Annotated in this window: 10 protein-coding genes; 4 read left to right on the top strand and 6 right to left on the bottom strand. The window is 35.4% G+C overall.

Annotation, left to right across the window (positions count from 1 at the left end; all coding sequences use genetic code 11):
• Window positions 1-5 precede the first annotated feature (5 nt).
• Together GQ45_RS05810 and sucC are read left to right on the top strand one after the other, a co-directional pair.
• Window positions 6-647: an LON peptidase substrate-binding domain-containing protein gene (locus GQ45_RS05810; RefSeq protein ID WP_231555160.1), complete on the top strand. Its 642-nt coding sequence runs from the start codon at window positions 6-8 to the stop codon at window positions 645-647.
• 103 nt (window positions 648-750) lie between these two features.
• Entirely contained in the window at window positions 751-1,941 is a 1,191-nt protein-coding gene (gene sucC / locus GQ45_RS05805; RefSeq protein WP_047415924.1) for an ADP-forming succinate--CoA ligase subunit beta, read from the top strand.
• Between the two features lie 398 nt (window positions 1,942-2,339).
• Here sucC and GQ45_RS05800 read toward each other — a convergent pair whose 3' ends face one another.
• Window positions 2,340-2,753: a DUF1456 family protein gene (locus GQ45_RS05800; protein WP_047415922.1), complete on the bottom strand. Its 414-nt coding sequence runs from the start codon at window positions 2,751-2,753 to the stop codon at window positions 2,340-2,342.
• 263 nt (window positions 2,754-3,016) lie between these two features.
• Between GQ45_RS05800 and GQ45_RS05795 the strand changes: the two genes are divergently transcribed.
• A complete protein-coding gene (locus GQ45_RS05795; protein WP_369798273.1) occupies window positions 3,017-3,457 on the top strand; it encodes an Hsp20/alpha crystallin family protein in 441 nt (146 codons plus the stop codon).
• Between the two features lie 122 nt (window positions 3,458-3,579).
• Here the strand turns inward: GQ45_RS05795 and GQ45_RS05790 are convergent, their stop codons facing one another.
• From GQ45_RS05790 to GQ45_RS05770, 5 genes are all read right to left on the bottom strand, one after another.
• Window positions 3,580-5,109 (bottom strand): M20/M25/M40 family metallo-hydrolase, encoded by a 1,530-nt coding sequence (locus GQ45_RS05790; protein ID WP_047415919.1) that lies wholly within the window; start codon window positions 5,107-5,109, stop codon window positions 3,580-3,582.
• A 170-nt stretch (window positions 5,110-5,279) separates the two neighbouring features.
• A complete protein-coding gene (gene uvrB, locus GQ45_RS05785; protein ID WP_047415918.1) occupies window positions 5,280-7,268 on the bottom strand; it encodes an excinuclease ABC subunit UvrB in 1,989 nt (662 codons plus the stop codon).
• Window positions 7,269-7,331: 63 nt separating this feature from the next.
• A complete protein-coding gene (locus tag GQ45_RS05780) occupies window positions 7,332-10,040 on the bottom strand; it encodes a T9SS type B sorting domain-containing protein (protein WP_047415916.1) in 2,709 nt (902 codons plus the stop codon).
• A 113-nt stretch (window positions 10,041-10,153) separates the two neighbouring features.
• The gene (locus GQ45_RS05775; protein ID WP_047415914.1) at window positions 10,154-10,987 is read right to left on the bottom strand and encodes an ABC transporter permease; all 834 of its coding nucleotides are present in this window, start codon (window positions 10,985-10,987) and stop codon (window positions 10,154-10,156) included.
• A 29-nt stretch (window positions 10,988-11,016) separates the two neighbouring features.
• Window positions 11,017-11,919 carry an ABC transporter ATP-binding protein gene (locus tag GQ45_RS05770; protein WP_047415913.1) on the bottom strand — a complete coding sequence of 301 codons (903 nt, stop codon included), beginning with the start codon at window positions 11,917-11,919 and terminating at the stop codon, window positions 11,017-11,019.
• A gap of 481 nt (window positions 11,920-12,400) precedes the next feature.
• Here GQ45_RS05770 and GQ45_RS05765 point away from each other — a divergent pair, with 481 nt between their 5' ends.
• A complete protein-coding gene (locus tag GQ45_RS05765) occupies window positions 12,401-13,483 on the top strand; it encodes a hypothetical protein (RefSeq protein ID WP_047415910.1) in 1,083 nt (360 codons plus the stop codon).
• Window position 13,484 lies beyond the last annotated feature (1 nt).

Raw genomic sequence — 13,484 nt, 5'->3', positions numbered from 1 at the left:
AATAAATGATGTACTTACCTTTATTTCCTTTGCAGTCCGTTTTCTTTCCTGGTGAAAAGATTCCTCTTCATATTTTTGAAACGAGATACCGTCAACTAATACTTGATTGTAAGGATGAAGCGATGAATTTTGGTATTCCCGTCTACCTAGATACCCTTATGAATTATGGCGTTGAGGTGCAGCTCGAAGATATTAATCAGCTGTATCCTGGCGGTGAAATGGATATAATTTGTACAGCGAAAAGGGTTTTTAAGTTGTTAAGCTTTGATACCACCATGACTTTGAAACCTTATGCTGGAGGAGAAGTTATTTTTCTAGAAAACACAAATAATGATGTTTTTGATGAAAAAGAAAAGGTCATTGAAGCGATTGAAGCACTTTATTTTTTAATGGAAATTTCATCGAAATCCATCGTCTCCGAAAATTTCAATAGTTTTAGTTTAGCGCATAAAATAGGACTCTCTAAAATTCAGGAATATGAACTTTTACAAATTACGAGTGAACGTGAACGTCTTATGTATATCCAAAAGCATCTGCAACAAGTGATCAGCGTATTGAAGGAAGTCAACCGGACGAAAGCGGTAATTCAATTAAATGGGCATTTTAAAAATTTTGATCCTTTGAATTTTGAAAATTTTAAGATTTAAAGTAAGATTTGCTTATTTTTTTATGTAACAACTTTTTAATTCATTAGGGTAATTAGTATTGGTTTGTTATTTTTGTGCCAATTAATAAAGACACGATTTACTTATGAATCTTCACGAATATCAAGGAAAAGAAATTTTAGCAAGTTTTGGGGTACGTATCCAACGTGGTATCGTCGCTCATAATGCCAAAGAAGCAGTAGAAGCTGCAAAGCAATTAACTGAAGAAACAGGAACTGGTTGGCACGTTATAAAAGCCCAAGTTCATGCAGGTGGCCGTGGTAAAGGTGGTGGCGTTAAATTAGCTAAAAACCTGAAAGAAGTAGAAGAAATTGCTGGGCAAATCATTGGGATGAATTTAATTACACCTCAGACTTCTGCTGAAGGAAAAAAAGTACATCAAGTTTTAGTAGCTGAAGATGTGTATTATCCTGGTGCAAGCGAGACCAATGAGTTCTATATGTCTGTTTTATTAAACAGAGGTACAGGAAGAAATATGATTATGTATTCTACCGAAGGTGGAATGGATATTGAAGAAGTTGCAGAACATACGCCACACTTGATTTTTACAGAAGAGATAGATCCCGCAACAGGATTATTGCCTTTTCAGGCTCGTAAAATAGCTTTTAACCTAGGTTTGTCGGGTATGGCCTTTAAAGAAATGACCAAGTTTGTGGCCTCTTTATATAAAGCTTACGAAGAAAGTGATTCTAATATGTTCGAAATTAATCCAGTATTAAAAACTTCGGATGATAAGATAATGGCAGTGGATGCTAAAGTATCTATCGACGACAATGCGCTATATAGAAGAAAGCAGTATGCAGAAATGCGCGATTTACGTGAAGAAAACCCTGTTGAAGTAGAAGCGAGAGCCTTAGGTTTGAACTATGTGGATTTAGATGGTAACGTAGGTTGTATGGTGAACGGAGCTGGTTTAGCCATGGCTACTATGGATTTAATTAAGCAGGCCGGTGGTGAACCTGCTAACTTTTTAGATGTGGGTGGTACAGCAGACGCTGCTCGTGTAGAAGCCGCTTTTAAATTAATTTTAAAAGACCCTGCTGTAAAAGCAATCTTGATCAATATTTTTGGTGGTATTGTTCGTTGTGACCGTGTTGCGCAAGGTGTAATTGATGCTTACAAAAACATGGGAACCATAAACGTGCCTATTATTGTACGTTTACAAGGTACTAACGCCGATGTAGCTAAAGAATTGATCGATAATTCTGGATTAGATGTACAATCGGCCGTGCAATTCCAAGAAGCAGCTGACAAAGTAAAAGCGGTATTGGCTTAAGTATTTGTCGAAAGTCAAATATTCAATGTTGAAAGTTTATAATAAGAGTGCTGTTTGCGAAAACAGCGCTCTTTTTTGTTTTGGGATTTGGAAGGTAAGGGTTTGTGAAATATATCGGAGTATTAGGGTATAGTTCCTATTGTGCTAATTTTTATTGGTAGTACAAGAATTTTTTTATTCCAGACGTCATCACTTTTTAATCGTTTTCTTTATAACCACACATAAATTTTCTACAAAGGTCACGACAGAAAGGCCTTTGTTTCCAAACATAATATGCTCATAAAGTATGGTCAAAATGTGCCTTATGAACTATAAGGTTTCTGAACCTATCTTTAAATAACTTTCGACTTTCGACTTTCGACTTTTGACTTTTGACTTTCGACATGAAGACTTGTAACTTACTTCTTCTTATTCTTATATGTTCCGTGAACCACATTTTTATCCACTTTTTTCTGTTGTTTGGCTTTAAAATCTGGATCGTATCTTTTTTTAGTGGGTGCAATTTTTTTTGAAGCCGATGGATTGGATTTTTTACTCGCCGCTGTAGGCGTTTTTTTAAATTTAGCTAAGGTTATATCGGTGTCTTTGGGATTTTCCTTAGTGCCTCTAAAGTGGATGACCAAACCGTTTAAGAAATTTCTCAGAATTTGATCGCCACATTCCATGTAATTGGGATGATCTTCTTTTCTAAAAAAAGCACCTAATTCAGCTTTTGATATTTTAAAATCAACCAAGGTTAAAATCTCTACAATTTCATCATCTCGTAACATTAAAGCCACTCGTAACTTCTTTAAAACATCATTATTTGTCATCTGTTATTATTTTTCTGCAAGGTAGTGTAAATGTAATAATGTATCCATATGACCCTATTATAATTTAAAAATGTGTTGATTTGAACATTTTGAAGAGGCTGTAATAAAATTTTGCGGCAAATTAAATGGTATCACTTTGCAAAATGAATGACAAAAAGGCAGTAGTCTATAGGTGTAAAATGACAAAAAGGCGCATTTTGTTAGGTGGTACGTAAATTGTTCTTACAAAATCAAATAAATAAATGTTTAATTAAAAAATCACAATGATGAGTATAGCACATAAAAACACCGTTTCGTTCCCAGCTTTTATGAATGAATTAATGAAACCTGATTGGTTAGGTGGGGCTGAAGTTGCCAATGGCAAGCTTCCTGCCGTTAATATTAAAGAATCAGATACAGAGTATCATTTAGAACTTGCCGTACCCGGAAGAAAAAAAGAAGATTTTAGTATCGAGGTTGATAATGAAGTATTGGCCATTTCAACCGAAACAAAAAATGAAGTAGGTAGTGAAGGCAAAAATGAAAATGTAAAGTATACTCGGAGAGAGTTTTCATTCTCAGCTTTTAAAAGAACCTTTACATTACCAGAAACCATTAATACAGATAAAATTGAAGCTTCTTATGAAGACGGAATTTTAAGTTTCAAACTTCCAAAAAAAGAAGAAGCATTACCTAAAGCTAAACGAATGATCGAATTAAGCTAAGGGTTTACAAAATTGTGCTTTGCACAATATTTTCATAATAGTTAGTTTAGTTGGGTTGATGGAAGGCGTCTTAATTAGTGATAATTAGGACGTTTTTTTTATAAAAAATAACAAGCTTTTAATTAGTCTATAGGCTGGTCTAAAATCGCTAAACAAGTGATAATTCCTTCCAAAAAATTTCCAATTCTTAAATTTTCATTGGGAGCATGAATATTGTTATCTGGGTTCGGAATTCTAATAGAAACCGCCGGTATATCTAGCGTAGTAATAAAGGGCGACATGGGTTGGGATCCACCTGTAGTGCGCATATTGACCCTTTGCTCGCCAAAAACCTTTTCCATGGCTTTGTTTAAAAAATGTCCTATGGGGGAATCCATGGCCGTTCGGAAAGGCTTTGAGCCCAATTTATAGGTAAACGAGGCTAATTTTGGGTGAAGTTTACGTTCTTCTGCTGTTGGGATAGCATCTACCAAATAATAACCGCTATCAGAAATATACTTTTTTAAAGATTCCATTAATTTTGTTCCATCAGATTCGGGTACTAATCGCATGTCTATTTCCGTAATGACTTCGGAAGGGATAATGGTTCTTACTTCGTCACCAACCCAAGCGGCATTTAATCCACGAATATTTAAGGATGGGTATTGCAAGGCTTCTTGATAGGTATCGCCCACAGCATCAGCTTTTGAGGTTCCAATTCGCACTAAAATGCTTTCTTTGCTTTCGGGAACCTTGTTTATTTCTTCTTTATCTTTTTCACTTAATGAAATGCCGTCATAAAAACCGGGTAAGGTAACGCGACCGTTTTCATCCTTTAAACCCGCAATAAGTCTAGCCGTTTCAAAAACTGGGTTAGGTGCAAAATTTCCGTATTGCCCGCTGTGTAGTGGAGCATAAGAACCAAAGGTTTTTAGTTGAGCAGTAGCGATACCTCGAGCGCCGTAGGTTAATGTGGGTAAGTTCGATACGTGTCGTGTGCCATCCATAATAAATAGCATATCTGCTGCTAAAACTTCTTTGTTGTCGCGTACGGCTTGTGGTAATGTTGGCGAGCCCATTTCCTCTTGAAAATCCATAATCACTTTCACATTAAAAGCAGGCTTGATGGCTTTTTTTTGTAGTATTTGCAAGGCGCTTATTAGCGACATCGCTGGTCCCTTAGAGTCTGATGAAGAGCGAGCGAAAATTCTCCAATCAGGATGGTAATCCGTTTTTAATGTGGTAATATCAATAATTTTCCATTCGCCATTTTGTTTTTCTTTTAAAACTGGTTTAAAAGGAGATGGTTGATCCCAAGCCGCGGAATCTACCGGCTGCCCATCAATTTGCAAATAAAACAAGACGGTTTTTGCTTTTTTATGATATTTTTTTTCTGCAAAAAGTACAGGAATGCCTTTATTTATAAATGTTTTGGTTTCGAAACCCAAATCCGTAAATAGTGTTTTACAAGCTTGTAAATTACTTTCAATTTGATCTGGATAATGACCATCATTGGGAATCTCTAAGAACGAAATATATTCAAAAATAGCAGTAGGGAAAGCCTCTTCCGCTGCCTCATAGATGTTGGTTTTTGATAATTTTTGGGTATGACCATTACCGCTGAAAATGAAGAAGGCACAGAGGAAAGTGTAAAATAGTTTGGATGTTTTCATAATGGTTATTCTTTGATTGTGTGCAAGCAACGTGTAATAGAAACAAGTTCAAAAAGTTGATGTGTTTATACGTTTAAAATATAGCGAAATTGTTTCCTACAACAATCCAACATTCCAAAAACCTAAGTTTAAACCTTAAACCTTAAACAAGAAACTCTACAAACCCTTTTTTACTCTTGGCTTTGTAACATTTTTATTTCGTCTCGTAATTTAGCGGCTTGCATAAAGTCTAATTCCTTGGCCGCTTTTTCCATATCTTTTCGTTTACCTCGAATCAATTTTTCAATTTGCTCCTTGGTTAAATATTCCAAATCGGGTTCAGCCGCTCGCGCTACTTCTTTTTCAAAGTGATAGGTAGAGACCGAATTTTTAGATAATACGTTATCCAGACTTTTATTCAAAGCTTTTGGCACTACATTGTGTTTGGTATTATACGCAATTTGTTTTTCGCGCCGGTAATTCGTTTCATCCATCGTGTTTTGCATGCTGTTCGTAATTTTGTCAGCATACATAATGGCTTTCCCATTCAGGTTTCTAGCAGCTCTACCAACCGTTTGCGTTAGCGATCTGTTGCTTCTTAAAAAACCTTCCTTATCAGCATCTAAAATCGCTACTAATGATACTTCAGGTAAATCTAATCCTTCTCGCAATAAATTTACACCGATGAGCACATCAAAAATACCTTTCCGTAAATCTTGCATAATTTCAACCCTTTCTAAAGTATCTACGTCACTATGTATATAGCGGCAACGTATGTTTATGCGGTCTAAATATTTAGCTAATTCCTCAGCCATTCTTTTGGTAAGCGTTGTGACCAAGGTACGTTCGTCCTTTTCAGTACGCTGCTGAATTTCTTCCACCAAATCATCGATTTGATTTAGGCTTGGACGCACTTCAATAATAGGGTCTAAAAGTCCGGTGGGACGTATAATTTGCTCTACATAAACACCTTGACTCAGCTGTAGCTCGTAATCCGCCGGGGTGGCACTTACATAAATTACTTGATTTTGTAAGGCTTCAAACTCTTCAAATTTCAGCGGACGGTTGTCCATTGCAGCCGGTAACCGAAATCCGTATTCCACTAAATTTTCTTTTCTAGAGCGATCACCTCCGTACATGGCATGCACTTGGGAAATGGTCACGTGACTTTCATCCACGACCATTAAATAATCATCAGGAAAATAATCTAAAAGGCAAAAAGGTCTTGTGCCAGGTTCACGTCCGTCTAAATACCGTGAGTAATTTTCAATACCCGCACAATACCCTAATTCTCGAATCATTTCTAGATCAAAATTGGTTCGTTCTTCCAAGCGTTTTGCTTCCAATGGCTTACCAACCTCCTTGAAAAAATCGATTTGTTTTACCAAATCATCTTGAATTTGGTGAATGGCATTTTGTAGAATATCGGGAGAGGTCACAAACATATTTGCTGGATATATGTTGATATTCTCGTAGCTTTCCAAGCTTTTATTTTTTAAAGGATCAAAAGCTTCAATTTCTTCAATTTCATCCCCAAAAAAATGAATTCTAAACGCATAATCAGCATAACTCGGGAAAACATCGACCACATCGCCTTTCACGCGAAAATTTCCGTTTCTAAAATCTGCCGTAGTTCTAGAATATAAACTTTGTACTAACTGGTGTAAGAATTTCGTTCTTGAAATTACTTGATCTTTGTGTATAGAAATAACATTTTTTTGAAACTCCACAGGGTTACCAATACCATATAAACAGGAAACAGAAGCGACCACAATCACATCTCTTCGCCCTGATAAAAGTGATGATGTCGTGCTTAAGCGTAGCTTTTCAATATCTTCATTAATCGATAAATCTTTTTCGATATACATTCCTGAGGAAGGGATATAAGCCTCGGGTTGGTAGTAGTCATAATAAGACACAAAATATTCAACGGCATTTTCAGGAAAAAACTGTTTAAATTCAGAATATAATTGTGCTGCTAAAGTCTTGTTGTGTGCTAATACTAAGGTGGGTTTTTGTACTTCTTCAATCACATTAGCCACGGTAAATGTTTTACCTGAACCGGTAACACCTAAGAGGGTTTGGTATTTTTCTTTGGTGTTTATACCATGCACCAATTCCTTAATCGCATTGGGCTGATCACCTGTGGGTTTGAATTCTGATACTACCTTAAATTTCATTTTATAAAATTACAAAAGGCATGACAATAAAAATACTACTGTGACTTAAATATTTAACTCAACCTACCTTTTGAGTGCAAAATGTCCTTTAAAAACCCGACCATCTTCTAAATTTACTTTAAACCAATAATCCGAAGCGGGCAGCGTTTGGCCATTAGAAATTCCGTCCCAGCCTTTATCGTTTGGCGTAATGCTGGCTACTAAATTTCCAAACCGGTTGAAGATAGTAATTTCGCTATTCGGTTGAAATTCTTCAACACCTATGAGTTGCCAGAAATCATTGAAACCATCTCCATTTGGCGTAAAGAATTTTGGATAACCAATAACGGCTATTTTTTCTTCCCTAATCCCGCATCCAAATTTATCTTGAATGTATATAGTACGAACACCAGCAGGCACATTAAAGAATTTGGGGGTATCTTGGTAGGTATTGCCATCCATAGAATATTCGTAATCACCGTCACCAGTAACAAAAACTTCAACGGTGTTATTATCAGAAATGTCTTTAATCTCAATATTTCTGATACTCGCTTTGTTAGATGGATTTACGACAAAATTCATTCGGTTCGTACAATTCACAGGATTTGTTGCTGTGTTGTAGGTATACCCTAATTCTAAAATATAATCCCCAACTTCTGCAATGGTTAATTCCTGTGTGTTTCCTATTTCAATTTCGTTGGTACTCAACCATCTATAGGTGTCAAAACCTGAGGGTGCGGTGACCACAAGAGGATTGCCATCTGTGCATAGATAATGGGTTTCTGGAAATACAATTTTAGGGCTTGGGTTTACAATGAATTCTACTTCATCTACACCCAAACATTCATTTGCATTTTCTAAACGAACATATAGTCTGGTAGATTCGGTAAGAAAGTTGCCAGAAATAGCATTTTGCTCTGTAGCGACATCTTCAAGACTCGCATAAAAGGTAGCGTCAATAGTAGGGTAATTAGTTTGTTTAATTTGTTCCAGGTCGAAAACACCTTCTATTTTTGGATCATCTGGATTACTTTCACAGGTATAAAACGGACTTTGAGCATTTAAACCTACCGTAGTGGCTTGGATTCTAATTGCTACCTCACCATTTGTTGAGCATCCTAGACCACTTGTTGCTTGATAGTAGATGGTTTGGTTAAATGCTGTGGTATTTACATATTCAACGGGATTAGAAATCGGATCATTGTTGGCTAATGCTGTGGCATTTTCATAAAACAAAAATGTAAAACTATTGGCATTAGCTGTAAATAAATAGGCCTGTTGTAAATTGATAGTGGTGATGCCATCAGAAGGGTTTATTTCATCGGCATCGCATTGCACAAGGCTAAGAAGCCCAGAAGGAGGTACTGGGTTCACCTCAATAGTGGATTCACCAATGATAGGACAATCTTTAGGATCTGGGAGTGTAATTTCTAGCTTGTATTTTCCAGCATCTGTTAATGCTGCGGAACTAATTTCAAGAAAATAGTTGGTATTAGCGATAGGGATGCCATCCTTTTCCCAAGTGTACACAGCGCCTGGAAAGTTGTCTGCTTCTAAAATAAAACCATTATTTTCGCAAACAGTCAAGGATGAACTCGTGGTCCCATCCGGATTTTTGATCAAATCTGTCTTATTAAAAAAAGACTGTATAAACGGGGGAAGTCCTTGTGTGGCATTTCTACCCTGTAAAGAAACGGCATTGTGTTGGTAATTTGCGGCGGCTCCTTTTTCACCCGGATTATTAATAACACTTAAAAATGCTAAACCCTCCGAATAACTAATTGGGTTAGTTCTATAAATTTTTCCATTTTCTGCCATTTGTAATGCACCACGGAAGGCTTCACGTTCGTCGATAACTACGGCCGATGCAGCAATATCTGCTGCGGTAATATCATATTGAATTAATGAGGCGCTACTATTTTGACTGTTATTACCAATGCCATGGCTGTTTAAATATAAAAAACGATTATTACTCGAAAATTCAACACCATAGGCTACCTGATTCTGCGTAGGGTTTTGAATGAAGGTTTCATTAGATAAAATACCAGTCGCTGCATCAAAATCATATACATAAAGACCGTCATTTGAATTGGCACTTGCCATTTTAGTGCCATCAGCAGATAATTTTAAATAGCCTCTTCCGTCAGCAATAAATAAATTAGGAAAGGTATTTTTAATAGGGGTTGTTACAATACCATTACTATTAACTTCATAACAATAATAGGTATTATAAAATGGGTCGGTTTCATTTTCTCCAGCTAGGGTTATCACCCAAATAGATTTCTCAAAACAATCTTTGATGACACCTGTAATTTTTTCAGAAGTATCTTGTAAGAGATTACTATTTTTTCGAATAATCGCACCTTCCCCATTGTTTGATGATATATCTAAAATGGAGTAGTTGAGACCATAATCAGGATCATTATCGCCTACGGAAGTATCCACGGTGAAAATATAATAGAGATTAGGGTTTTCTGGTTGCGGTACCATAATGGCCGATTGTGTGCTCGAAGGATCTCCATAAAGCCCCGTTCCATTTTGAACAATCTGGTGGTTTTTATTATAAACTGTAATACCATCCGTGTACGCTAAAAGTTGACCATTACTATCCGAGATGGAGGTGCATCCTTCAACAGTATTGAGGTTACCGTCGCTAAGTGGGGTAACACTGCCATCCGGATTAAACCGAATACCCGCATTTTCCCCAAAATACCAATTTGCTGTTTCTCCTTGTGCTACTATGGTACTCACAAGAAATAAGGCAATAAAGAATAGATAGTATTGCTTTTTCATCTGTTGCTTTTCCTTTGATTAGCGAACAGATAGATAGGGTCAATAGATATATTGAGAAATTTTATTTCTTTTTTTTTCGTCATTTCATAGCGTTTCTCGAACGCTACAAGATACTACAAATCTCTTTTCTTTAATAATGCATAAGATAAATAAATGAAAATAGCCGTCCAAGCGAGAACAATGACAATCTCGTACCAGTGTACGCCATAGTTGAGTTTTAATTTCACTCCCATTTGCTGAGAAGCTGCTTGTACTGCTTTAAGTCTTGAAAAGGGCTCTTTAATCAAATTAAACATGGCGTTCAATGGAAAAAAGCTCATGATGGTATCGGTAGTTTCGCCATCAAATAATTTCCAGCGTATCATGCCTCGCACAAAACCTTCAAGAATTTGCCATAAGATTAGAAAACCAAGAGCAAAGGCCGATCTTTTTACTAAAATGCCCAAAAACAAGCAAAAAGAAAAGAAACCCATTAGTTTTACAAAGAAGGCCACTAAAAATTCTAAATCCGATACAATAATGGAAAATTCCATAAAATCAGAATAAATAAACCCTAGAATAAGTGATACTAAAAAAACAAAAACAGTAGATATTAACGATAAACTTACGACGGTTAAGAATTTAGAGAGAATAAATTCTTTTTTTGATAGTCCGTCAATCAAGTTTTGTTTGATGGTTTTATTGCTATACTCGTTGGCCATCATCGAAACGATAACAATTGCTAAGAAGAGCTTAAAAAATGCAGTAATAAAGGTATTAAAATGCCAGATGTATGGAAAATTAAAAATCCCTTGGTCTGCTAAATGAAATTGAATAGGTCCAAAATCAAATTTTATGGCAGCAACCAGGGCTATAGTGGTTAAAAGAAAAAAGTACGATATAATTAAAACTTTACTAGCTCTGTTGTTCCAAAGTTTAATCAATTCTATTTGCAGTAAACGTTTCATTTAAAGAGTTTTTGGTTTTTTGGAATACCTTAGTTTCTGGTATTTTTTGTTAAACTTAGAAATTGCTCTTCTAAGCTTGCTCTTCTTTTCGATAAATGCGAAAGTATAATCCCTTTATCAAAAAGCAATTTATTTAATTCCTCAGGATTAATTTCTTCCTTTAAAATAGCTGTAATAAGGCCATCATGAATTTTAACCTCACTAAAACTCTTGTTTTCTTTTAAGAAATCGAGTAATTCCTTTTCTTTCTTTGCCCTTAACTCAAAAAAACCATGACTCGCTAACATGGTATCCACGCTACCTGAATATAATTTTTTGCCATTTCTAAGAATCACAACATGGCTACATACTTTTTCTACTTCATCCAATAAATGTGATGCTAAAAGTATGGTAGTACCTTGAGAGGCTATTTTTAATATGATTTCTCTGATTTGATGAATTCCTTGAGGGTCTAATCCGTTCGTAGGTTCATCTAAAATTAAAATTTCAGGATCATTGAGTAGGGCAGAAGCAATGGCTAAGCGTTGTTTCATACCTAAAGAATAGGTAGAAAACTTACTATTTTTACGATCTAGTAGTCCAACGATTTCTAATTTTTCTTCAATTTTAGTTTCTGAAACTTCTTTTATTTTACAGACCAATTTTAAATTCTGGACTGCCGTCATATACGGATAAAAATTAGGTCTTTCTATGATAGCTCCTACTTTCTTCAGAGCATCATGTGTTGTGGTATTCCCATCAAACCAACTGAAGTTTCCCGATGTTTCGTTGACTACATTTAAAACAATACCTAAAGTGGTGGATTTACCGCTGCCGTTGGGCCCTAAAATACCATAAACATTGCCTTTTTCAATAGTAAACGACAAATCGTTTACAGCGGTCAGAGCACCAAATTTTTTCGTGAGCTTATTTACGGTAAGTATCGTTTCCAAAGAGAAAGGGTTTTAGGTTGTTAAGGTAAGACGATGAATAGCCTTAATTGTTACACTAAACAATAAAAAACAATTTATTAGTTTCAGAAATTTAGTAGAAATTTTTCTTTGAACCTATGGAGTTTTCAGAAATGATATTTGAATGCTATACACGAAGTCCTTAGTTTTGATTTACTCTGTAGGTTATTCTTCGGTTTGTAATGACAGATTTGGGGCCTAAATTTAATACCACTTGATCTGAAAATGTTTTGGTATTTTAGAAAAAAGAAATTACCCTGTAAAATAACAGGTACTTGATGTCAGAAACAATTCTTTGTTGTGAAGTAGTTAGGCTATGTAGTGAATTGAAGCTATAAGGTTGATTCAAATAGAGAAGAGGCTTAAAATCAATGATACTTATTACGATATTTTTTAAGTAAACTCTTGTGATTCTTGAATTTAATGATAACTTTAAGAATTACCTATATATAGCATTCTGAATATGTCCGAAGAAAGATTAATGTCGAAAAAAAAGCCGGCATACCCTGTAAGTCAAAAATTAAATAGTTATTTGAATCACTATAACAGAACCATAGAAATACCTATTTTTTATGAAGATTTGCTTAGGTTTTCAGGTTCTGTGGTTGTCTACGATTCAAATGACGAAGACAGCTTGTGGGTACGCGTATATTATTCAGAGTATGATCGTATAGAAATAGATTTAAGTTTAAAAAAAGTATATTCTATTTTACTATCTGATGGAGGAGATGATATTTTTAAATACCTCAATATTGATGCTGTCGATTTTTGCACCTTTGGTAATTCTAAACCTTTCCGTATCAAAGTTAGAAATATTCTAAACGACAACTTCACCTATTTCTACATCAAAAAAACCGATGCTTCACGTATTTATGGTTTAGAATTAGAGCATATGTTATCGCCGTATAACCTTAACTTTTTAGTCTATAAAAACACTTTAATTGAAGAGCATATAGCGGGCATTCCAGGAGATGTTTTTATAAAAGAAATCTTGCCCAATTGTCCAGAATCTGAAAAAGCGCAATTGGCTAAAGAATTTGTAAAGTTCAATGAACGATGCATGATTCGATTATTGGGTGATATGCGTGCCTATAATTACGTTATAGTGCCCGTACATGATTTTGATCATGTCGTGTACCGAATAAGAGCTATCGATTTTGATCAGCAGTGTTTTGAGGGCAAGTTAAAGGTATATCGACCTCAATTTTTTAAAGAAAATTATCAGATGGTAGAACTGGTTCGCTCTAAACTACAGTTAAAATCGATAGATCAGTATAAATTAGAGGAACGTTCTATTGTAGCAAAACGTATAAAAAGTTCAGGAAATAGAATAAAAAGGTTGCTGAAAGCTTGCCTAGTGGATGAAATTTCAACGCCTGAAAACGTTGAATTATTAAAATTTCAAATATACGAGCTCACCCATGATGTGAATTTTAAAAATTGCACAAAAATGGGCGAAGTATTAAACCTCGCCCTTGATTTTGTAAAACGTAATTATGAAGACGTAAGTATGAAACAAATTTTAGAACGAAAAATTAAGTTGTAAA

The sequence above is a fragment of the Cellulophaga sp. Hel_I_12 genome, assembly GCF_000799565.1.
In the GTDB taxonomy this organism is placed as follows: domain Bacteria; phylum Bacteroidota; class Bacteroidia; order Flavobacteriales; family Flavobacteriaceae; genus Cellulophaga.
Note: the sequence above shows the minus strand (reverse complement) of the source record. Positions and strands in the feature narration are given on the sequence as shown.